Below are 18896 nucleotides of genomic sequence, written 5' to 3' on the forward strand. Positions count from 1 at the left end.
GGCAAATGAGACGATCGCATGTGACGACCGTGTCATTGCTTGTGGCATTGGCTTTGACCGCCTGCACCAACGCAAAGGACGTCCTCGAACCTTCCGCCATCACCCCGCCGGCGGCCTCGGCGCAGCCCGCACCGGCCACGCAAGGCAGCGCTGCCGCCACCGTTCCCGCCCCGGCGCCATCCACGGCCGCGACGGCCACCACGACGGCGGGCGCGCCCGCGCCCATCACTTCGGCCCAGGCCGCCGCCATCCTGGCGAAGACCCGGCTGCAGATCGCGCCGATCGTCGGCGCTTCGGTGGAAGCCGCAACGCCGCTGACGGCGGAACTGCAGACACGCGCCAGGCAGCGCGGCATTACGCTGGCCGGCAGCCAGGACCAGACCGCGACCCATGTGCTCAAGGGCTACTTCTCGGCGATGACAGAGGGCAAGGACACCACGGTCATCTATGTCTGGGATGTCTACGACCCATCCGGCAACCGGCTGCACCGTATCAACGGCCAGATGAAGGCGCCTTCCACCGGTTCCGGCGACAGCGCGGGCGCCGACAGCTGGAAGTCGGTCTCGCCAGCCACCATGCAGGCGATCGCCGACCAGACCATCGACCAGTTTGCGGCCTTTCTCAGCGGCAAGGCGAGCTGAGGTGTTGCCAGCCGGTGATGCCGAACAGCTTTCTTAGGCTTAGCCGGCGGATTCACGATCTCGGCGCTTGCAATAGCCGCGCGGGCCGCTAAAAGCCCGGTTAAAAGGTGCAGGAGAGTCCGTCAGGCCTCTCCGTCCTCCACCAGGAACGGTGCATGAAACTCTTCGCGGGCAATTCCAACAGGGTGCTGGCCGAAGCGGTCGCCCGCTATCTCAACGTCCCGCTGGGCAAGGCCAGTGTCAGGCGCTTCGCCGACCAGGAAATCTTCGTCGAGATCCAGGAAAACGTGCGTGGCGAGGATGTCTTCATCCTGCAGTCGACCTCGTTCCCGACCAACGATCACCTGATGGAACTGCTCATCATGATCGACGCCTTCATGCGCTCGTCGGCCAAGCGCATCACGGCGGTTATTCCCTATTTCGGCTATGCCAGGCAGGATCGCCGCGCTTCCGGGCGCACGCCGATCTCTGCCAAGCTGGTCGCCAACATGATCACCCGTGCAGGTGTCGACCGGGTTTTGACGCTGGATCTCCATGCCGGCCAGATCCAGGGCTTTTTCGACATCCCCACCGACAATCTGTTCTCGGTGCCGGTGATGGCCCGTGACGTCAAGGCGAAGTACAAGCAACTCGGCAATGTCGTCGTCGTGTCGCCCGATATTGGCGGCGTGGTGCGTGCGCGTGCGCTTGCCAAGCGTTTCGACGCGCAACTTGCCATCGTCGATAAGCGCCGTGAGCGTCCCGGCGAATCGGAAGTCATGAACATCATCGGCGCGGTCGCCGGCAAGGATTGCCTTTTGATCGACGACATCGTCGATTCCGGCGGCACGCTGTGCAATGCCGCCGACGCACTGCTAGCCAACGGCGCCACCAGCGTCACCGCCTATATCACCCACGGCGTGCTGTCGGGCGGCGCGGTCGCTCGCATCAGCGGCTCGAAGCTACAGGAACTGGTGATCACCGATTCCATCCAGCCGACGCAAGGCGTGCTCGACGCGCCCAACATCCGCGTCATCTCGATCGCCGACCTGATGGGCGAAGCCATTTCGCGCACGGCGACCGAGGAATCGGTCTCGAGCCTGTTCGACTGAAAACCAGTTATCCCTGCGGCCCAGGTTACCCCTGCGGCCCAAGTTATTCCTGCGGCCCAAGTTATTCCTGCGGCAAGGCCGATGGCGTCGGCGCCTCCAGCCGGGCCGGGGCTCGCCGCATGCCTTCGCCGGCATCACGCGCGCCGCGCATATAGCCGCGCGGCGAGGAGCCAAGCATGCGCTTGAACATGGTGATGAAGGCCGGCACGCTGTCATAGCCGAGATCGAGCGCCACCCGCGTGATCGGCTCGCCATCGGCGAGCCTCGGCAGCGCCGCGAACAGGCAGGCCTGCTGGCGCCATGTCGACAGCGACAGGCCGGTCTGCCGCTGGAAGGCCCGCGTGAAGGTGCGCCGGCTCATGCCGACGGTATCGGCCCATTCGTCGATCGTCGCGTGCGGTGAGGGTGCGGCGACGAAACGCCGGCAAAGCGCCGCCAGTTTGGGATCCGACGGGAACGGCAGGCCGAGCGGCCGCTCCGGCAATTGCGGGATCTCATGCAGCAGCAGGTTCATGATCAGGCCACCGCGCCCTTCCAGTTCGCTGCCTTGCGGCAGCTTCTCGGATTCCACGATAAGACTGTGCATCAGGTCGGTGACGCCGACGACGCGCATGCCCTCCGGCAGGCCCGGGATCGCCTGCGGCATGACATAGACCGAGCGCATCGAAACGTCGCCGAGCATCTCGACGGAATGTTCGATGCCGGCCGGAATCCACATCGCATGGTCCGGCGGCACCATCCAGCGCCCATGCCGCGTCGTCACCAGCACGACGCCGACCAGCGCATGCAGCAACTGGCTGCGGCTGTGGTGGTGGTGCGGCACGTGGTAGCCATCCGGATATTCGGTCGGCAGCACCACCGCCGGCCCGACCGCCTGCTCGAGCCACTGCCAGCGCAGCCCGTGCAATTGCTCGAGGTCGGTGTGTCCGGCGCCGAAAATTTCCCTGGTTTTTGGCATTCGGTATGGCCCACTTGCGAAACTATTGGACCAAACCACGAAAGAAGTCGCCTGGCAACCGGACTATAAGGCTGCCTGCGGGAAGCGCCCGCCACGTCGCCTGCGGGAACAACCCCGCCAAAAAGACTACGGAGCCTATCTTGACCGATACGACAGCCACCGGCGTCGCGCCGCCTGCGACCGCCAGTCACGCGTCAGCCCAGGCGACGGCCTTCACCGTCATCCTGGCAGTGAGCCTCTGCCATTCCATCAACGACATCATGCAGTCGCTGCTATCGGCCATCTATCCGCTTCTGAAAGACAATTACGGCCTGGACTTCTGGCAGATCGGGCTGTTGACCTTCACCTTCCAGGTAACGGCATCCCTGCTGCAGCCGATCATCGGCGCGGTCACCGACAAGCGGCCGATGCCTTACTCGCTGCCCTGGGGCATGGCATCGTCGCTGATCGGCCTGGTCGTGCTGGCCTATGCCGGGCACTACTACCTGCTGCTGATCGGCGCCTCGCTGATCGGCATCGGTTCGGCGATCTTCCATCCGGAATCCTCGCGCATCGCCCGCTTCGCATCCGGCGGCCGGTTTGGCCTGGCGCAGTCGCTGTTCCAGGTCGGCGGCAATTTCGGCCAGTCCATGGGTCCCTTGCTGGCCGCCTTCATCGTCGTGCCTTTCGGCCAGACCAGCATCGCCTGGTTCGCCGTCGGCTCGCTGATCGGCATCGTCATCCTGTGGCAGGTCGGCGGCTGGTACAGCCGCCTGCGCGCCGCGCAAGGCAATCGCAAGGCGGCAAGCTTCGTGTCGCCCTTCCCGCGCCGCAAGGTGATGTGGGCCCTGGCGGTGCTGACCTTGCTGGTGCTGACCAAGAACGCCTACATCGCCAGCCTGGCCAGCTACTACACCTTCTATTCCATCCATAAGTTCGGCGTTTCGGTGCAGATGTCGCAGGTCATGCTGTTCCTCTTCCTCGGCTCTTCGGCGCTGGGCATCCTGCTCGGCGGTCCCTTCGGCGATCGCTATGGACAAAAGGCGATGATCTGGTTCTCGATCGTCGGTGTCCTGCCCTTCACCCTGGCGCTGCCCTACGCCAACATGGAATGGACGATGGTGCTGACCGTGCTGATCGGCCTCATCCTGTCGTCGGCCTTCTCCAACATCGTCGTCTTCGCGCAGGAGTTGGTGCCGGGCCGCGTCGGCACGATCGCCGGCATCTTCTTCGGCTTCGCCTTCGGCGTCGGCGGCATCGCGGCCGCGGTGCTTGGCGTCGTCGCCGACATGAAGGGCATCGACTTCGTCTTCCAGATCTGCTCCTACCTGCCGTTCCTGGGGCTGCTGACGGTGTTCCTGCCCAACATGAAGGAAGCCCGGAAGGCGCAAGCGGCCGCTTGAATCATCTGTGTCCAGGCAAAAGGCACCCGCCATATGGCGGATGCTTTTTGCCATTCCGGCAGGAGGGCTTCAGGCCTTGAAGAAGGCCAGCAGGTCGGCGTTGATGATGTCGGCGTGGGTGGTGGCCATGCCGTGCGGAAAGCCCTTGTAGACCTTGAGCTCGCCCTTCTTGAGCAGCTTGATGCTCAGCAGCGCCGAATCTGCGATGGGAACGATCTGGTCGTCGTCGCCATGCATGACCAGCACCGGCACGTCGATCTTCTGGAGGTCTTCGGTGAAATCGGTTTCCGAGAAGGCCTTGATGCAGTCGTAATGCGCCTTGGTGCCGCCCATCATGCCCTGGCGGTACCAGTTGTCGATAATGCCCTGCGAGACCACGGCGCCCGGACGGTTGAACCCGTAGAACGGGCCAGCGGGAACATCCAGACATAGCTGCGCGCGGTTGGCGGCGACGCCCGAGCGGAAGCCGTCGAAGACCTCGATCGGCAGGCCGCCGGGATTGGCTGGGGTCTTGAGCATGATCGGCGGTACCGCGCCGAGCAACGCTGCCTTGGCGACACGGCCGCCCGCTCCATACTGGGAGACATAGCGCGCCACCTCGCCGCCACCCGTCGAATGGCCGACATGGATGGCGTCCTTGAGATCGAGATGCGCGACAAGTTCAGCCACATCGGCGGCATAGGTGTCCATCTCGTTGCCGATATCCGTCTGCGTCGAACGGCCGTGGCCGCGGCGGTCGTGGGCGATGACCCGGTAGCCTTGGCCAAGGAAGAACAGCATCTGTGCATCCCAGTCGTCGCTGCTCAGCGGCCAGCCGTGATGGAACACGATGGGCTGACCGGTTCCCCAGTCCTTGTAATAGATCTGCGTGCCGTCCTTGGTGGTGATCGTGCCGCTGCCTGAGCCTGGTTTGGTCTGCGAGGTCATCTCAATCTCCGTTTGATTGCTATCGCGATAAACAATATCACGATAGCAATATCGCTAACCCAGCTCGAGGTTCTTGTCCATGGAAATATGTATCGCGACATCTTTTTCCGTGGTACATAATGCGTGCGCTTAATCGGCAAAGGAACCCACCGTGCCTCTCCCGCTGGACAATCAGCTCTGCTTCACGCTCTACGCCACCAGCATGGCGATCAATCGCACCTACAAGCCGATGTTGGACGAGATGGGGATCACCTATCCGCAATATCTCGTGCTCAACGCGCTGGGCGAGGCCGACGGCATGTCTGTCGGCACGATCGCGCACAGGCTCGCCCTGGAATCGAGCACGGTCACGCCGCTGGTGAAGCGGATGGAGCAGGCCGGCCTGGTTACCCGCCAGCGCAGCCAGACCGACGAGCGCCAGGTACAGGTCGACCTGACACCGGCCGGCCGCAAGCTGCTCGTCCAGTGCAACTGCCTGAACGCGACCCTGGTCGAACGCTCGGGCATGACGCTGGCCGAACTCGACACGCTGAACCGGCAGGTCCAGGCGTTGCGCGATGCGTTGAGCGGCGACCGGTAGCAACGGCCTTCCCACCGCCGCTTGCACGCCTGCCCGCCTTCCGCTATAGAGCCGCCACCCGCGTAGACACCCTTGGAGGCAACGCGGCGGAAGGCTGCCTTCCCCTTGTGATCCCGAACAAAGATCCGCTCGCTGCGGTTTCCGGCATTCGGACATCGAGGTCTGGCGGCTTTCGACGTTTACGGCCTGGTACATTGCCAACCGTAGGCGCTCCATAACACGCGAAAGGAAAAGCCATGAGCCACGATACTTACGAGCTCAAGGCCGAAGCGCGCGAACAGGTCGGTAAGGGGTCCGCCCGTGCAGTTCGCCGCAACGGTAAAGTGCCTGCAGTAATTTATGGTGACAGACAGCCTCCCCTGGCGATCGCGCTCACCTACAAGGACATCTACTACAAGATCCATGGCGGCGGGTTCCTGACCACGATCGCCACGATCGATGTCGACGGCAAGAAGATCCAGGTCCTGCCGAAGGACTTCCAGCTCGACCCGGTCAAGGATTTCCCTGTCCATGTCGACTTCCTGCGCATCGGCAAGGACACCGAAGTCAACGTCGATGTTCCCGTGCACTTCATCAATGAAGACAAGTCACCCGGCATCAAGCGGGGCGGCGTGCTCAACATCGTGCGTCACGAAGTCGAGTTCCACTGCCCGGCCAATGCGATCCCGGAATTCATCACCGTCGATCTCACCGGCGCCGACATTGGCGATTCGATCCACATCTCGTCGGTTAAGCTGCCGGCCGGCGTCAAGCCGGTCATCTCCGACCGCGACTTCACCATCGCGACCGTTGCCGGTTCGTCGGCGATGAAGCCGGAGACCGAAGAGACAGCTGAGGCCGCGGCTCCCGAAGCGGCTCCCGCCGCCGAAGAGAAGTAACTCTTTTCACGCCCGGAGGCGACGATGCCAGAAAAGACAGCGCTTGTCTTTGCCGGCCTCGGCAATCCGGGCGCGAAATACGCTGAAAACCGGCACAATGTCGGCTTCATGGCGGCGGACGCTATCGCCCGCCGCCATTCCTTTTCACCCTGGTCGAAGAAGTTCCAGGGCCTGATTTCCGAGGGCACGCTCGGCGGCGAAAAGATCATCCTGATCAAGCCGCAGACCTTCATGAACCTGTCCGGCCAGTCGGTCGGCGAAGCGCTGCGCTTCTACAAGCTCGACCTTTCCGCCCTCACCGTCTTCTACGACGAGATCGACCTTGCCGAAGGCAAGCTGCGCATCAAGACCGGCGGCGGCGCCGGCGGCCACAACGGCATCCGCTCGATCGACGGCCATGTCGGCAATGCGTACCGCCGTGTGCGCATCGGCGTCGGCCATCCCGGCGTCAAGGAAATGGTCCAGCATCATGTGCTCGGTGATTTCGCCAAGGCCGACCGCGACTGGCTCGACCCGCTGCTCGACGCGATCGCCGACAATGCGGCGATGATCGTCAAGGGCGACGAATCCGGTTTCATGAACAAGGCCGCCCTTGCCGTCCAGGGCAAGACCGGCGCCGAACCGGAAAACCCGGCGCGGAAGCAGTCGAGCCCGAAACAGCAAAGCCCGAAACAGCAAAGTCATGTCCGCCAGGCCCGCCCTCAGCAGCCGGTCGCCAAGCTGCCGGAAAGCGGCCCCATGGCCGCCATGCTGAAGAAACTCTTCGGCAACAAGGACTGAGGCGTAGGCGCATGCGGCGTCACGGGACTTGACGTTCCCAACCCCTATCGCCCATAGCCTCATCAAATTTCGCTTTTCCCGATAGGACTGGATAAAATGGGTTTCAAATGCGGCATCGTTGGCTTGCCCAACGTCGGCAAGTCGACGCTTTTCAACGCGCTGACGAGGACGGCCGCCGCGCAGGCCGCCAACTACCCGTTCTGCACCATCGAACCGAACACCGGCGAGGTGGCGGTGCCCGATCCGCGCCTGCAGAAGATCGCGGCGATCGGCAAGTCGAAGGAGATCATCCCGACCCGCATCTCCTTTGTCGACATCGCCGGCCTGGTCCGCGGCGCCTCCAAGGGCGAAGGCCTGGGCAACCAGTTCCTCGCCAACATCCGCGAGGTCGACGCCATCGTGCATGTGCTGCGCTGCTTCGAGGATGACGACATCACCCATGTCGAGGGCCGCATCGACCCCGTCGCCGACGCCGAGACGGTCGAGACCGAACTGATGCTCGCCGACCTCGACAGCCTCGAGCGCCGCATCGTCCAGTTCCGCAAGCGCGCCGGCAGCAAGGACAAGGAAGCGACGACCGTGCTGCCGATGATGGAGGCCGCGCTCGAGCTGCTGCAGGCAGGCAAGCCGACCCGCATCCTGCTCGACGGCATCTCGGCGGAAGATCTGCACATTTTGCAGGGCTTGAACCTTCTGACCTCACATCCCGTGCTCTACGTCTGCAACGTCGCCGAGGCGGACGCGGCCACCGGCAACGAGCACACCAGGGCCGTGGAGCAGATGGCCGCAGCGCAGGGCGCCCGCACTGTCGTCATTTCGGCCGCGATCGAAGCCGAGGTTGCGCAGCTCTCCGACGAGGAAGAGATGGAATTCCTGTCCTCGCTCGGCCTCGACGAGCCCGGCCTGAACAAGGTGATCCGTGCCGGCTACGAATTGTTGCAGCTCATCACCTATTTCACCGTTGGGCCGAAGGAGACGCGCGCCTGGACCGTGCACAAGGGCGCCAAGGCGCCGCAGGCGGCCGGCGTCATCCACACCGATTTCGAGCGCGGCTTCATCCGCGCCCAGACCATCGCCTACAACGACTTCGTCACGCTGGGCGGCGAAGTGGCGGCCAAGGAAGCCGGCAAGGCACGCGACGAAGGCAAGGAGTACGTCGTCCAGGACGGCGACATCATGCTGTTCAAGTTCAATACCTGAGGAGGTCGCGGCGGAGCGACCCAACCGTCAGTCGGACAGCACCATCCCTGCCGCAGAGCTCTCGCGGGGGTATTGAAGACCATAAGTCGCCTTACCCCGATCAGCACCCGGTGGAGACCGATGAAAGCCATGTCCCATTATTTGCTAACGCAAATTTCTAGCTTGCGCGCGGATGCCCGCCAACACGGCTCGGCTGATCACTGCTAAAATCGGCCAATATGCAGCCGAACCGGCCAGCTTGGCGAAAAATGTCAAACGGCTGAAAGGCCGGCCAGGCTTCAGGCTTAGGGTCGGGGACTACCGTATTATCTTCGATCAGGAAGGCACGGTAATGGACATTCTGGAGATCGGACCGCGCGGTAGCATCTACGAGGGATGAGGACATGAACAAGCCCACCATCATTACCACGCCGAATGGCGACCGTATGGCTATTCTGCCACTCGCTGATTACGAGAGCCTTGTTGAAGCGGCGGAGGACGTGGCCGACATTCAAACCTACGATCAGATCAAGCAAAAGATCACTGCCGGCGAGGAGGAGCTTATTCCGGTCGCCGTCGTCAACCGCATCCTGGACGGCGAGAATAAGATCCGCGTCTGGCGCGAGCATCGCGGGATTTCGGCTCGCGACCTCGCTGAAAAGACTGAGATCAGCGCAGGCTATCTCTCGCAGATCGAGACAGGCACCCGCGACGGTAGCTTCGACACGATCAAGCGCATCGCCGCCGCCCTCAATGTCTCGGTTGACGATCTCGTATAGCGCCCGTTGCGAAAGACGAAAACGGGCTGTCGTATTCCATGCTCGCAGGCGCTGCCGACGTCGGCACAGGGCCATGTTTATTCGCGCAGGCGAGGCCACTACAAGTGAGCGTAGCTTAGCTACAGCCGACCACCGCCCGGCCTCCGACCCAAACAGTGGCAATATTGGCCCGTGCCGCATTGAGCACGATCTTCTGAAAGACGTCGTCGAGCGTATCGTCGGCGCCGTTGACATGGATGTTCGAGGCGCTCGCTTTGGTGTCGATCAGCAGCGCGTCGAATTCGTGTCCGACGCGAAAACTGCCGGTCGGCAGGTCGAGCGCTTCCGCGCCTCCCGCGGTCGCCAGCCAGAACGCTTCCTGATGCGTGATCGGCTCGCCGGGCGCGCCGCGCTCCTTTGCCGGCAGGCCGGCATGCACGCCGCTCTGCAATGTTCTCGAGGCCGACAGCGCGTTCCGGCAACCGTCGAACAGCGATGGGCTGTAGCCGCCTGAAATATCGGTGCCGAGCCCGACATGCATGTGCCGGTCGAGCGCCTCGCGAAGCGGAAACACTGCATTGGCGAAGTAGACGTTGGACAGCGGGCAATGAGCGACGCCGGCGCCCTTCTCCTTGATCAGGTCCATGTCCTGCCCATCGATGAAGTTCGAATGCGCCAGGATCGTATGACGGGTGAGCAGGCCGAAACCATCGAGGCTTGCCGCATCCGTTTGGCCGAAGCGCGCTTCCACGAACTGCTTTGCCCAATCGCTTTCGGAGCAATGGGTCTGCACGTGGCAGCCGAACTCTTCCGCGAGTTCGCCCAGCCCCTGCAAGGCCGCGTCGGTGCAGCTTGGAATGAAGCGCGGCGTGATCACCGGCTGGACAAGCGGCCTCTCGCCCGGATCCAATGACATGACGGCCTCGATGAAGCGCCTGGTATCCGAAACAGCGCTTGCCGCATCGGCATCGCGATAGAAGGGCGGACACTGTTCGGGGTCGTCCATCACCACCTTGCCGACCAGGGCACGCTGGCCTTTCTCAAGACATGTCTCGGCGAGCGCCACGCTCGCCTCGACATGGACGGTGGCGAAATAGAGCGCGGTGGTGGTGCCGTTGGCGAGCAGATTGTCGACCAGATCAGCATAGACCGCACGAGCATAGTCCAAATCCGCATAGCGGGCCTCGAGCGGGAAAGTGTATTTCCGCAGCCAGACTTCGAGCGGCACGTCCAGCGCCTTGCCCATCTGCGGCCATTGCGGCGCATGGATGTGCAGGTCGACGAGCCCCGGCAGCAGGAACTGCCCCTCGCCAAGTTCCACCAGCCTGCCCGCCCGGCGAGCATCGCTTATCGTGGCCGTGTATTCCGGGTGGCCGGGCGCCTGGATCTCGGCGATGCGCCCCTGTGCGTCGACGCAGAACAGGTGCTCCTCCAGCACCTCCAGCCTGCCGCGCTCAGGCGTATGGAAGGCGGTGCCGAGCAGCGTGAAAGGATCTGCCGTCATATCGTCGCTCCGGTGCTGCTGGCGGGCGGGGCTGCCAATGCGTGGCCTAGAAGAAAACAGTTGGCAAACATTTCCGCCGCTGTCCTTTGCCGCCGACTGATCCCATGATCGGCCGGGGATTTCCAGAGGGGACATCATGGAACGCGTTGCGCCAGAAATCAGTTTGATCGCCCAGCCGGACGATCCGTTGCCCCTGGGCAAGGCCGCCCTGCTCGGCCTCCAGCACGTGCTGGCGATGGACGTCTATATCGTGCCGTTCATCATCGCGTCGGTGCTTGCCTTCAGCGTCGGCGACGCCGGCGCCTTCATCCAGTCGGCCTTCGTGGCGGCAGGCATCGCAACCCTGATCCAGTCGCAGTTGCTGATGCGGCTGCCCGTCGTCCAGGGACCGTCCTTCGTCCCGATCGGCGCGGTGCTGGCGATTGCCTTTGGCGCCGGCGGCGGCCTGCCGGGCCTGTCGGCCGTGATCGGCGCACTCATTCCGGGCGCCATACTGGTCATGCTTCTGGGATCGCCGACAAAGCTCTTCCACCGCCTCGTCAACCGCTTCGTGCCGTCCATCGTCGGCGGCGCCATCATCATCGTCGTCGGCGTCGCACTGATGCCGGTGGCACTGAAGGAGAGCGTCTTCGCCGTCCACGGCACCGCCACCGTCGGCGGCAACATCGTCCTCGCCTTCGTCGCCGCGGCGGTGCTTGTCGGCTGCATGCTGATCGGCATGGCGCTTGGCGCGAAAGGCGCATGGCTGCGCCTGCTGTCCGTGATCATCGCGCTTGTGACTGGCAGCGTGGCCGCCGCCTTCATGGGCCAGCTCGACATGACGGGCGTTTCCGCCGCGACCTGGTTTTCCATGCCGCGCATCGCCTTCCTCAATCTCGATGTCACCTTCTCCTGGTCGGCGACGCTGACCATGCTGATCGTCTACATCGTCGTCCTGGCCGAAACCACCGGCACCTGGTTCGCGGTCGGTGCCGTCATCGACAAGCCGCTCTCGGACGAGCAGCTCGACCGGGGCGCCACGGGCGAAGGCCTTGGCTGTCTGATCAGCGCGCTGCTGTGCAGCACGCCGGTCACCGGCTATTCGTCCAACGCCGGCATCATCGCCATCACCGGCATCGCCAGCCGTGCCGCCTTCGGGGCGGCCGGCATCTTCCTGGTGCTGTTCGGGCTGATCGGCAAGCTTTCGGCGGTCATCGCCTCAATCCCGGGGCCGGTCATCGGCGGCGTCTTCGGAGTGCTTTGCGTCGTCATCGCCATGAACGGTTTTCGGGTGGTGCGCGGGACGCCGCTGACCGAACGCAACATGCTGGTCATCGGCCTGCCCATCCTGATGGCGCTGTTCGCCACGCTGGTACCGCCGGATTTCGTCAAGACGCTGCCCGATATCGTGCAGTACATTCTGGGCTCATCCATTGCCTTCGGCGCCGTCTGGGCGATCGTCCTGCACCAGATCCTGCCGAACGCCCGCTAGCCGATCGGAGGCGCCGCAGCTGGCCCCTACGGCCGCCGCGGGCCCGATCGCGCCGGCTGGCTCACCAGAAAGGACTTGACCAAATCGCCCGCGGCCTGCATCCGGGTTCGCCGATCCATGCGGATCGCGCGTTCTGCAGGGATGCCAGACCATGACCGGCAAGACATGGGCCTATGAGGACTTCGTCGAGGGCGCCTCGTTCGACCTCGGCACGAAAGAGGTGAGCGCGGCCGAAATCATCGAGTTCGCCAGCGAGTTCGATGCCCAGCCGATGCATCTCGACGAGGGGGCCGGCAAGGCGAGTATCCTGGGCGGCCTCTCGGCTTCAGGCTGGCACACCTGCGCCATGTTCATGCGCATGCTGTGCGATGCCTTCCTGCTGGACTCCACCTGCCAGGGCGCACCAGGAGTCGATCAGGTCAAATGGAAGAAGCCGGTGCTCGCCGGCGATACGCTGCGGGGCAGCCTGGTGGTTCTGGCCAGGCGCCTGTCGAAATCGAAGCCGCAACTCGGCTTCGTGACCATGCGCAGCGAACTGGTCAACCAGCGCGGCGAAAGCGTCTTCGAGCTCGAGAACTCCGTCATGTTCCTGACGCGCGACGCGGGGAATGCGGCATGACGCTCGACGAATTCTTCCGCATCGGCACCACGGTGACGCTGGGCTCGCACAGATTCGAGCCCGAGGCGATCAAGGCGTTCGCCCGCAAATACGACCCGCAGATCTTTCACATCGACGAAGAGGCCGCGAAGAAGAGCGTGCTCGGCGGCCTCTGCGCCTCCGGCTGGCATACCGCCGCCACCTGGATGAAGCTGAACCTGGAGAGCCGCCTGGACGCCGAAGGCTGGGACGGCCCGGTGCCCGAATTCGGCCCCTCGCCCGGATTCAAGAACCTGAAGTGGCTGAAGCCCGTCTTTGCCGGGCAAACCATCACCTTCACGCGCACGGCGCTGTCCCACCGCCCCATCGCGTCCCGCCCCGGCTGGCGGTTGCTGGCGCTCCTCTGCGAGGCCACTGATTCGACCGGCGGCAAGGTGCTGGAGTTCGAAAGCGCGGTGCTGGTGAAGGTGGAGTAGTCTCTTCCTTCGCCCCGTTTATGGCGTGGCCGAAGGCGGATGAGGGCGGCACCCGCGCTGGTTGTCGTGTTGCCTCCCTGCCCTTCGCTATCGCTCCGGGCGTTCGAGATCTTTGAAAGGTCCACTGGACCTTTCAATTTGCCTTCGGCAAACCGGTCTCAAACCCCCTCGAACCCGATCAGCGTTCGCACCGGCACGCCGAGCGCTTCGAGCTTGGCGCGCCCGCCTAAATCCGGCAGGTCGATGACGAAACAGGCGGCGAGAATGTCGGCGCCGATCTGGCGCAGCAGCTTGACCGCCGCTTCAGCCGTGCCGCCGGTGGCGATCAGATCGTCGACCAGGATCACCTTCTCGCCGGGCGCGACGCCGTCCTTGTGCATCTCCATCTCGTCCAGCCCGTATTCCAGGCTGTAGGCGACGCGCACGGTCTCATAAGGCAGCTTGCCCTTCTTGCGGATCGGCACGAAGCCGGCCGAGAGCTGGTGGGCAACGGCGCCGCCCAAGATGAAGCCGCGCGCTTCGATGCCGGCGATCTTGTCGATCTTCTGCCCGGCATAGGGATGCACCAGCTCGTCGATGGCGCGGCGGAAGGCGCGCGCATTGCCGAGCAGCGTGGTGATGTCGCGAAACAGGATGCCGGGCTTGGGATAGTCCGGGATGGTACGGATCGAGGCCAGCAGCGTGTCTTCGAGAGAAGGTTTCATGAAGCGGCTCCGAATGATCCGGCTGACAAAGTGAAACGGCGCGGGGCCGATCGTAACCCGGCGCGACCGACAACGGCTAGCGCGATGTGGCGACCGAGACAAGCGCATCCGGCAAAGGAATTGACTACGGGCTGGGAGCCAGGCGATTTTCCTCCTGTTGGGCGCAGCCACGAAAAAGGGGCGCCCGAAGGCGCCCCGCTCGAACGGATGGCTATCGGCCAAATCCTACATGCCGAGATCGGAACGAAGCTCCGCCCTGGCCACATCGTACTCGGCCTTGAAGTCATCCCGGTTGAGCAGGACGGCGGCGATGACGCTGCCGGAAATCTTGCCCATCTCGACGTCGGACGGATAGTGGATGCCGCCGACGATGCGGTTGTGGGCGAACTCGGCCGCGCGCGCCATGATCTCAGCACGCCTTTCCGGAACCATGTCGGACAGGATGATGCCCATCATCGTGCCGACGGTCGCATGGCCGGACGGCCAGGAACCGGAGCTCGACAGCTTGACCACCGGCTTGACGAGATCGCTGAGCTGGTGCGGACGCGGGCGCTTCCAGACATCCTTGGCCGGATCGACGACGGCGCCTTCGGTCTCCACCACGCGATCGAAGAAGGCGCTGAATTTCGGCAGCTTGTCCTTGTTGAAATTCGGCCCCATGACATCGGCGAAACGCCAGACGTTTTCCTCGGCGTCGGCGATGGCGCGGGCTTCCATCTCGGGTGTGCGCGTGACCTGCATGGTCAGCACTTCGCCAAGCTCGGCCTTGGTCTCAGCCGAATCATTGGCCGGCGGCGGCGGCAGGATCATCGTCAGGTCGACATCCTTGTTGGTGATGAATGGTTTTGCGTCTTCGGCGCGGGCCGCGGAACCAACGACGAGCAGCAGCAGGCCTGCCGCAAGCGATGCGTATCTTTTCATGGGCGTGATCCTTTGATGAGAGCGCCGCAGGATCGCGATGTGTGGTGACGGCCATGTGACACCGCCGAGACGTGGAGGCGCAATCCACTCAAAAAGCAGATAGGGCACCTCGCGGCGCCCCATGTTGTGCACTGAACGGTCCAAGGCCTTTTGAGATTCAGGTCAGGCCGAATCGAAAACGGGTTTCCGAGAACCGGAGCGGAGCGTACTTGAAGTACGTGAGCACCGGAAGCGCAGGAAGCCATTGTTTGCAGACCGGCCTCACCTGAAGATCAACAGGCCTAGTGCGCGACGGCTTCCCACACCTTGCGCTTGGTCAGGTAGACCAGGGCGCCGAACAGAAGCAGGAATACCAGCACGCGGAAGCCCATCTTCTTGCGGTCTTCCATGTGCGGCTCGGCAGCCCATGTCAGGAAGGCAGCCACGTCGCGGGAATACTGGTCGATGGTCTGCGGCGAACCGTCGTCATAGGTGACCTGGCCGTCGGAGAGCGGCTTGGGCATCTTCAGCGACACGCCGGACATGAAGTACGGGTTGTAGTGTGTGCCTTCGGGGATGACCATGCCGGCGGGCGGGGTCTGGTCGTAGCCGGTCAAGAGCGAATGGATGTAGTCGGGACCACCGGCATCATACTGGGTGAAGATATCGAAGACGAACTGCGGGAAGCCGCGTTCGACGCCGCGCGCCTTGGCCAGCAACGACATATCCGGCGGCGCCGCACCGCCATTGGAGGCAGCGGCGGCTTCCTCATTGGCGAATGGGGCCGGGAAATGGTCGGACGGCTTGCCGGGACGGTCGAACATGTCGCCGGCATCGTTGGGGCCATCATGGATGGTGTATTCGGCTGACAGCGTCTTGATCTGCGCGTCGCTGTAACCGAGGTCCGAAAGCGTGCGGAACGCCACCAGGTTCATCGAATGGCAGGCCGAGCAGACTTCCTTGTAGACCTTCAGCCCGCGCTGCAACTGCGCCTTGTCATAGGTGCCGAACGGGCCGGTGAAGCTCCAGCTCATTTCCTTCGGCTCGTTGATCGGGAAATGCGTCGGTGCCGCCGCGTTGTGCGCCTCTTCGGCCGCGAACGCCCAAGTGCCTGCAACTCCGGTGCCGGCGGCCACGAGGCCGACCAGCGCAAGCGAGGTGAGAATCTTTTTCATGCCAAATCCCCTTAGATTCTCTACCGCTCAGCCCTTGGTCTCAGGCGCTGCCGTGGCGCCCGCCGGATGCCCGCTGCCACCCTTGTTCTTTTCGAGCACCGCCTCGGTGATCGAGTTCGGCAGCCTGCGGGGTGTCTCGATCAAGCCGAGCACCGGCAGCGCGATCAGGAAGAAGGCGAAGTAGAACAGCGTCGCCATCTGCGCCATGAACACATAGCTGCCTTCCGCCGGCTGCGAGCCCAGCCAGCCCAGCAGGATAGCATCGGCCACGAACAGCCAGAAAAACAGCTTGTACCAGGGCCGGTAGACCGCCGAGCGCACCTTGGAGGTGTCGAGCCACGGCACCAGGAACAGCATGACGATGGCGCCGAACATGCACAGCACGCCGCCGAGCTTGGAATTGATCGGCCCGATGTTGAACGTGATGGCGCGCAGGATTGCGTAGAACGGCAGGAAGTACCATTCCGGGACGATATGGGCCGGCGTCTTAAGCGGGTTGGCGACCGTGTAGTTGTCCGGATGGCCGAGATAGTTCGGCAGGTAGAAGACGAAGTAGGCGAAGACGAACAGGAACACGATCATGCCGAACGCGTCCTTGATGGTCGCGTAGGGCGTGAAGGCCACGGTATCTGTCTTCGACTTGACCTCGATGCCGGTCGGGTTCGACTGGCCGACGACATGCAGCGCCCAGACATGCAGAACGACGACGCCGGCAATCATGAACGGCAGCAGGTAATGCAGGGCGAAGAAGCGGTTCAGCGTCGGATTGTCGACGGCGAAGCCGCCGAGCAGGAGCTGCTGGATCCAGTCGCCAACCAGAGGAATGGCGCTGAAGAAGCCGGTGATGACAGTGGCGCCCCAGAAGCTCATCTGCCCCCATGGCAGCACATAGCCCATGAAACCGGTCGCCATCATCAGGAGGTAGATGATGCAGCCGAGGATCCACAGCAGCTCGCGCGGCGCCTTGTAGGAGCCGTAATAGAGGCCGCGGAAGATGTGCAAATAGACGGCGATAAAGAAGAACGAGGCGCCGTTGGCGTGCATGTAGCGCAGCAACCATCCGGAATTCACGTCGCGCATGATCTTTTCGACCGAACCGAAGGCGAGATTGGTGTCGGCCGTATAGTGCATGGCCAGCACGATGCCGGTCAGGATCTGCGCCACCAGCATGATCGCCAGGATGCCGCCGAAGGTCCACATATAGTTCAGGTTGCGCGGCACCGGATAGGCGATGAAGCTGTCATAGACCATCCTGGGCAGCGGCATGCGGGCGTCGAACCAGCGTTCGATACCGGTCTTCGGCGTGTAGGTCGAGTGTCCCTCGCTCATCGAAATATCCCCTGCCTCAACCGATAAGGAGTTTGGTGTCGGAAACGAATTTGAATACCGGAATCGCCATGTTCTCCGGCGCCGGGCCTTTGCGGATGCGGCCGGCCGTGTCGTATTGCGAACCGTGGCACGGGCAGAACCAGCCGCCGAAATCGCCTTCCTGGCCGAGCGGGATGCAGCCCAGATGGGTGCAGACCTGAACCATCACCATCCAGGCTTCCTTGCCTGGCGTGGTGCGGTTGGCGTCGGTCGCCGGCGCATCGGACGGCAAATTGGCGTTGCGGGCAATCGGATCCTTGAGATCGGAGAGGCTGACGGCCTCGCCGTCCTTCATTTCCTTCTCGGTGCGATTGCGCACCACGACCGGCTTGCCGCGCCACTTGACGATCAGCGAGCTGCCAGGCGTCAGCGAGGAGACATCGACCTCGACCGACGCGAGCGCCAGCGTCGAGGCATCGGGGCGCATCTGGTCTATGAAGGGCCAGGCCACGGCACCGGCGCCGACCACGGCGGCCATGCCGGTGGCGACGTAGAGAAAATCTCGACGATTGGGATCGTGGATGTCGGTTGCGCTCACGGGTGCCTGATCCTTTCGCCTCTTCCGCGCCGGTGGCCGAGCCTTGTTCCCCGCTCAATCACGCCAACCCGACAGCGCATGGCGAACAGGCTAGCGAATTCCTCCGGCATTTGGACTTCGGTTTATGCGTGAAGCCCGTTTTTGTCCAGACGGGTGAAGGCACAAGGGCAGATTGTCGCGGGGACAAAATCCCCTCGTGTCCGGCGGGACGGCGCATGGCTGCAAAGGGCGGCTAAACAACCGGGAATATCAGCAAAATCCAAGGCTCCGGCTTGCCTCGACACACGGCGCCGGTGTGATCTATCCTCCTTCGCATGGCGCACGTCATCGATCGCGAGCAATGGGCTGTTCGTTCCGACCACTGGAAGGGCGAACTGCAGTGCGGTGCCTACGGCTCAAACTCCTGCCTGATCTTCAATCACCTGCCCGACGTCGGCGGCGGCCCGCGGCTGCACGCCCATCCCTATGCGGAGATCTTCATCATCCGCCAGGGAACCGGCCTCTTCACGGTCGGTGACCAGGAAATCGAGGCTTCGGCGGGGCAGATCCTGATCGTGCCGCCCAACACGCCGCACAAATTCACCAATCTCGGTCCCGGTCCACTGGAAACGACCGACATTCACGAAAACGGCAGCTTCATCACCGAATGGCTGGAGTGATTCCTAAAAACTGATTTTACGCGGCGCCCAGCCTCACTAGAACCGCCCTGGGGATATTGTATTCGCGGATCACGGCGTCATGCTTGCGAAGGCCGCACAGTTCGCGCTGGATGAAATAGGCGTGAACGGCCACGGCAGCCTCCTTGAGCAGACGGGGGCGCAACTCATCGTCCCCGTTATCGCGCAACGGCGCCAAGGTTTCTTCCACGCGCTGGCCGGCCCGCCCGAGCGCCGCCGCCTTCTCTGCCAGGATTTCATGGCCAAGCGCGTCGAAGGCCGCGTCGGCGGCCGACGTGCCGGCAAGATGGGATGGCGGACGCAAGGACATT

The 18896-nt window shown here is 63.4% G+C and carries 22 protein-coding genes; 13 read left to right on the forward strand and 9 right to left on the reverse strand.

Annotated features, from left to right (window positions below):
* Positions 1-5 precede the first annotated feature (5 nt).
* Together LB571_RS05605 and LB571_RS05610 are read left to right on the forward strand one after the other, a co-directional pair.
* Positions 6-641 carry a hypothetical protein gene (locus tag LB571_RS05605; protein ID WP_140617698.1) on the forward strand — a complete coding sequence of 212 codons (636 nt, stop codon included), beginning with the start codon at positions 6-8 and terminating at the stop codon, positions 639-641.
* Between the two features lie 155 nt (positions 642-796).
* Positions 797-1732, forward strand: coding sequence for a ribose-phosphate pyrophosphokinase (locus tag LB571_RS05610; RefSeq protein WP_015316090.1), 936 nt, complete (start codon positions 797-799; stop codon positions 1730-1732).
* Positions 1733-1793: 61 nt separating this feature from the next.
* On the opposite strand, the gene LB571_RS05615 is transcribed toward LB571_RS05610, so the two are convergent.
* Positions 1794-2690: an AraC family transcriptional regulator gene (locus tag LB571_RS05615; protein ID WP_224592827.1), complete on the reverse strand. Its 897-nt coding sequence runs from the start codon at positions 2688-2690 to the stop codon at positions 1794-1796.
* A gap of 140 nt (positions 2691-2830) precedes the next feature.
* Here LB571_RS05615 and LB571_RS05620 point away from each other — a divergent pair, with 140 nt between their 5' ends.
* Positions 2831-4072 (forward strand): MFS transporter, encoded by a 1242-nt coding sequence (locus tag LB571_RS05620; RefSeq protein ID WP_224592839.1) that lies wholly within the window; start codon positions 2831-2833, stop codon positions 4070-4072.
* Positions 4073-4141: 69 nt separating this feature from the next.
* Here the strand turns inward: LB571_RS05620 and LB571_RS05625 are convergent, their stop codons facing one another.
* Positions 4142-4999, reverse strand: a complete 858-nt coding sequence (locus LB571_RS05625) for an alpha/beta fold hydrolase (RefSeq protein ID WP_224592842.1) — start codon at positions 4997-4999, stop codon at positions 4142-4144.
* 151 nt (positions 5000-5150) lie between these two features.
* On the opposite strand from LB571_RS05625, the gene LB571_RS05630 reads away from it, so the two are divergent.
* The 6 genes from LB571_RS05630 (at position 5151) to LB571_RS05655 (ending at position 9195) form a co-directional block, all read left to right on the forward strand.
* The gene (locus LB571_RS05630; protein WP_140617695.1) at positions 5151-5579 is read left to right on the forward strand and encodes a MarR family winged helix-turn-helix transcriptional regulator; all 429 of its coding nucleotides are present in this window, start codon (positions 5151-5153) and stop codon (positions 5577-5579) included.
* Positions 5580-5815: 236 nt separating this feature from the next.
* On the forward strand, positions 5816-6457 hold the full coding sequence (locus LB571_RS05635; RefSeq protein WP_015316085.1) for a 50S ribosomal protein L25/general stress protein Ctc: 642 nt from the start codon (positions 5816-5818) through the stop codon (positions 6455-6457).
* 24 nt (positions 6458-6481) lie between these two features.
* Positions 6482-7237 carry an aminoacyl-tRNA hydrolase gene (gene pth / locus LB571_RS05640; protein ID WP_140665084.1) on the forward strand — a complete coding sequence of 252 codons (756 nt, stop codon included), beginning with the start codon at positions 6482-6484 and terminating at the stop codon, positions 7235-7237.
* Positions 7238-7333: 96 nt separating this feature from the next.
* Positions 7334-8437, forward strand: a complete 1104-nt coding sequence (ychF, locus tag LB571_RS05645) for a redox-regulated ATPase YchF (RefSeq protein ID WP_015316083.1) — start codon at positions 7334-7336, stop codon at positions 8435-8437.
* 172 nt (positions 8438-8609) lie between these two features.
* Positions 8610-8816 (forward strand): type II toxin-antitoxin system RelE family toxin, encoded by a 207-nt coding sequence (locus tag LB571_RS05650; protein ID WP_141906198.1) that lies wholly within the window; start codon positions 8610-8612, stop codon positions 8814-8816.
* A gap of 4 nt (positions 8817-8820) precedes the next feature.
* On the forward strand, positions 8821-9195 hold the full coding sequence (locus LB571_RS05655; protein WP_015316082.1) for a helix-turn-helix domain-containing protein: 375 nt from the start codon (positions 8821-8823) through the stop codon (positions 9193-9195).
* A 115-nt stretch (positions 9196-9310) separates the two neighbouring features.
* Here the strand turns inward: LB571_RS05655 and guaD are convergent, their stop codons facing one another.
* A complete protein-coding gene (gene guaD, locus LB571_RS05660) occupies positions 9311-10678 on the reverse strand; it encodes a guanine deaminase (RefSeq protein ID WP_015316081.1) in 1368 nt (455 codons plus the stop codon).
* Between the two features lie 136 nt (positions 10679-10814).
* Here guaD and LB571_RS05665 point away from each other — a divergent pair, with 136 nt between their 5' ends.
* From LB571_RS05665 to LB571_RS05675, 3 genes are all read left to right on the forward strand, one after another.
* Positions 10815-12149 carry a uracil-xanthine permease family protein gene (locus LB571_RS05665; RefSeq protein ID WP_224592845.1) on the forward strand — a complete coding sequence of 445 codons (1335 nt, stop codon included), beginning with the start codon at positions 10815-10817 and terminating at the stop codon, positions 12147-12149.
* Between the two features lie 151 nt (positions 12150-12300).
* The gene (locus LB571_RS05670) at positions 12301-12768 is read left to right on the forward strand and encodes a MaoC family dehydratase (protein ID WP_015316079.1); all 468 of its coding nucleotides are present in this window, start codon (positions 12301-12303) and stop codon (positions 12766-12768) included.
* Positions 12765-13223: a MaoC family dehydratase gene (locus LB571_RS05675; RefSeq protein WP_015316078.1), complete on the forward strand. Its 459-nt coding sequence runs from the start codon at positions 12765-12767 to the stop codon at positions 13221-13223. Before LB571_RS05670 ends, LB571_RS05675 begins: the two co-directional genes overlap by 4 nt.
* A 158-nt stretch (positions 13224-13381) precedes the next feature.
* Here LB571_RS05675 and LB571_RS05680 read toward each other — a convergent pair whose 3' ends face one another.
* From LB571_RS05680 to petA, 5 genes are all read right to left on the reverse strand, one after another.
* The gene (locus LB571_RS05680) at positions 13382-13927 is read right to left on the reverse strand and encodes an adenine phosphoribosyltransferase (RefSeq protein ID WP_015316077.1); all 546 of its coding nucleotides are present in this window, start codon (positions 13925-13927) and stop codon (positions 13382-13384) included.
* 225 nt (positions 13928-14152) lie between these two features.
* Positions 14153-14848 carry an acid phosphatase gene (locus LB571_RS05685; RefSeq protein WP_015316076.1) on the reverse strand — a complete coding sequence of 232 codons (696 nt, stop codon included), beginning with the start codon at positions 14846-14848 and terminating at the stop codon, positions 14153-14155.
* 281 nt (positions 14849-15129) lie between these two features.
* On the reverse strand, positions 15130-16002 hold the full coding sequence (locus LB571_RS05690; RefSeq protein ID WP_015316075.1) for a cytochrome c1: 873 nt from the start codon (positions 16000-16002) through the stop codon (positions 15130-15132).
* A gap of 27 nt (positions 16003-16029) precedes the next feature.
* Positions 16030-17331: a cytochrome b gene (locus LB571_RS05695; protein ID WP_015316074.1), complete on the reverse strand. Its 1302-nt coding sequence runs from the start codon at positions 17329-17331 to the stop codon at positions 16030-16032.
* 16 nt (positions 17332-17347) lie between these two features.
* Positions 17348-17908, reverse strand: coding sequence for a ubiquinol-cytochrome c reductase iron-sulfur subunit (petA, locus tag LB571_RS05700; RefSeq protein ID WP_015316073.1), 561 nt, complete (start codon positions 17906-17908; stop codon positions 17348-17350).
* Between the two features lie 314 nt (positions 17909-18222).
* Here petA and LB571_RS05705 point away from each other — a divergent pair, with 314 nt between their 5' ends.
* Complete coding sequence (locus LB571_RS05705) at positions 18223-18567, forward strand: cupin domain-containing protein (protein ID WP_140617686.1); 345 nt, start codon at positions 18223-18225, stop codon at positions 18565-18567.
* A 16-nt stretch (positions 18568-18583) separates the two neighbouring features.
* Here LB571_RS05705 and LB571_RS05710 read toward each other — a convergent pair whose 3' ends face one another.
* Positions 18584-18895: a DUF6665 family protein gene (locus LB571_RS05710; protein WP_224592848.1), complete on the reverse strand. Its 312-nt coding sequence runs from the start codon at positions 18893-18895 to the stop codon at positions 18584-18586.
* Between the last annotated feature and the right edge of the window lies 1 nt (position 18896).

Source organism: Mesorhizobium sp. BR1-1-4 (assembly GCF_020165375.1).
Classification (GTDB): Bacteria; Pseudomonadota; Alphaproteobacteria; order Rhizobiales; family Rhizobiaceae; genus Mesorhizobium; species Mesorhizobium australicum.

What these genes read in the sequence shown, in the direction of transcription:
- LB571_RS05705 (WP_140617686.1), top strand. Translation starts at nt 18,223, where the DNA reads ATGGCGCACGTCATCGATCGCGAGCAATGGGCTGTTCGTTCCGACCAC.
- LB571_RS05675 (WP_015316078.1), top strand. Translation starts at nt 12,765, where the DNA reads ATGACGCTCGACGAATTCTTCCGCATCGGCACCACGGTGACGCTGGGC.
- LB571_RS05650 (WP_141906198.1), top strand. Translation starts at nt 8,610, where the DNA reads ATGCCCGCCAACACGGCTCGGCTGATCACTGCTAAAATCGGCCAATAT.
- ychF (WP_015316083.1), top strand. Translation starts at nt 7,334, where the DNA reads ATGGGTTTCAAATGCGGCATCGTTGGCTTGCCCAACGTCGGCAAGTCG.
- LB571_RS05665 (WP_224592845.1), top strand. Translation starts at nt 10,815, where the DNA reads ATGGAACGCGTTGCGCCAGAAATCAGTTTGATCGCCCAGCCGGACGAT.
- LB571_RS05680 (WP_015316077.1), bottom strand. Translation starts at nt 13,927, where the DNA reads ATGAAACCTTCTCTCGAAGACACGCTGCTGGCCTCGATCCGTACCATC.
- LB571_RS05670 (WP_015316079.1), top strand. Translation starts at nt 12,301, where the DNA reads ATGACCGGCAAGACATGGGCCTATGAGGACTTCGTCGAGGGCGCCTCG.
- LB571_RS05635 (WP_015316085.1), top strand. Translation starts at nt 5,816, where the DNA reads ATGAGCCACGATACTTACGAGCTCAAGGCCGAAGCGCGCGAACAGGTC.
- LB571_RS05655 (WP_015316082.1), top strand. Translation starts at nt 8,821, where the DNA reads ATGAACAAGCCCACCATCATTACCACGCCGAATGGCGACCGTATGGCT.
- LB571_RS05625 (WP_224592842.1), bottom strand. Translation starts at nt 4,999, where the DNA reads ATGACCTCGCAGACCAAACCAGGCTCAGGCAGCGGCACGATCACCACC.
- LB571_RS05610 (WP_015316090.1), top strand. Translation starts at nt 797, where the DNA reads ATGAAACTCTTCGCGGGCAATTCCAACAGGGTGCTGGCCGAAGCGGTC.
- LB571_RS05690 (WP_015316075.1), bottom strand. Translation starts at nt 16,002, where the DNA reads ATGAAAAAGATTCTCACCTCGCTTGCGCTGGTCGGCCTCGTGGCCGCC.
- LB571_RS05710 (WP_224592848.1), bottom strand. Translation starts at nt 18,895, where the DNA reads ATGTCCTTGCGTCCGCCATCCCATCTTGCCGGCACGTCGGCCGCCGAC.
- LB571_RS05605 (WP_140617698.1), top strand. Translation starts at nt 6, where the DNA reads ATGAGACGATCGCATGTGACGACCGTGTCATTGCTTGTGGCATTGGCT.
- LB571_RS05685 (WP_015316076.1), bottom strand. Translation starts at nt 14,848, where the DNA reads ATGAAAAGATACGCATCGCTTGCGGCAGGCCTGCTGCTGCTCGTCGTT.
- pth (WP_140665084.1), top strand. Translation starts at nt 6,482, where the DNA reads ATGCCAGAAAAGACAGCGCTTGTCTTTGCCGGCCTCGGCAATCCGGGC.
- LB571_RS05615 (WP_224592827.1), bottom strand. Translation starts at nt 2,690, where the DNA reads ATGCCAAAAACCAGGGAAATTTTCGGCGCCGGACACACCGACCTCGAG.
- guaD (WP_015316081.1), bottom strand. Translation starts at nt 10,678, where the DNA reads ATGACGGCAGATCCTTTCACGCTGCTCGGCACCGCCTTCCATACGCCT.
- LB571_RS05695 (WP_015316074.1), bottom strand. Translation starts at nt 17,331, where the DNA reads ATGAGCGAGGGACACTCGACCTACACGCCGAAGACCGGTATCGAACGC.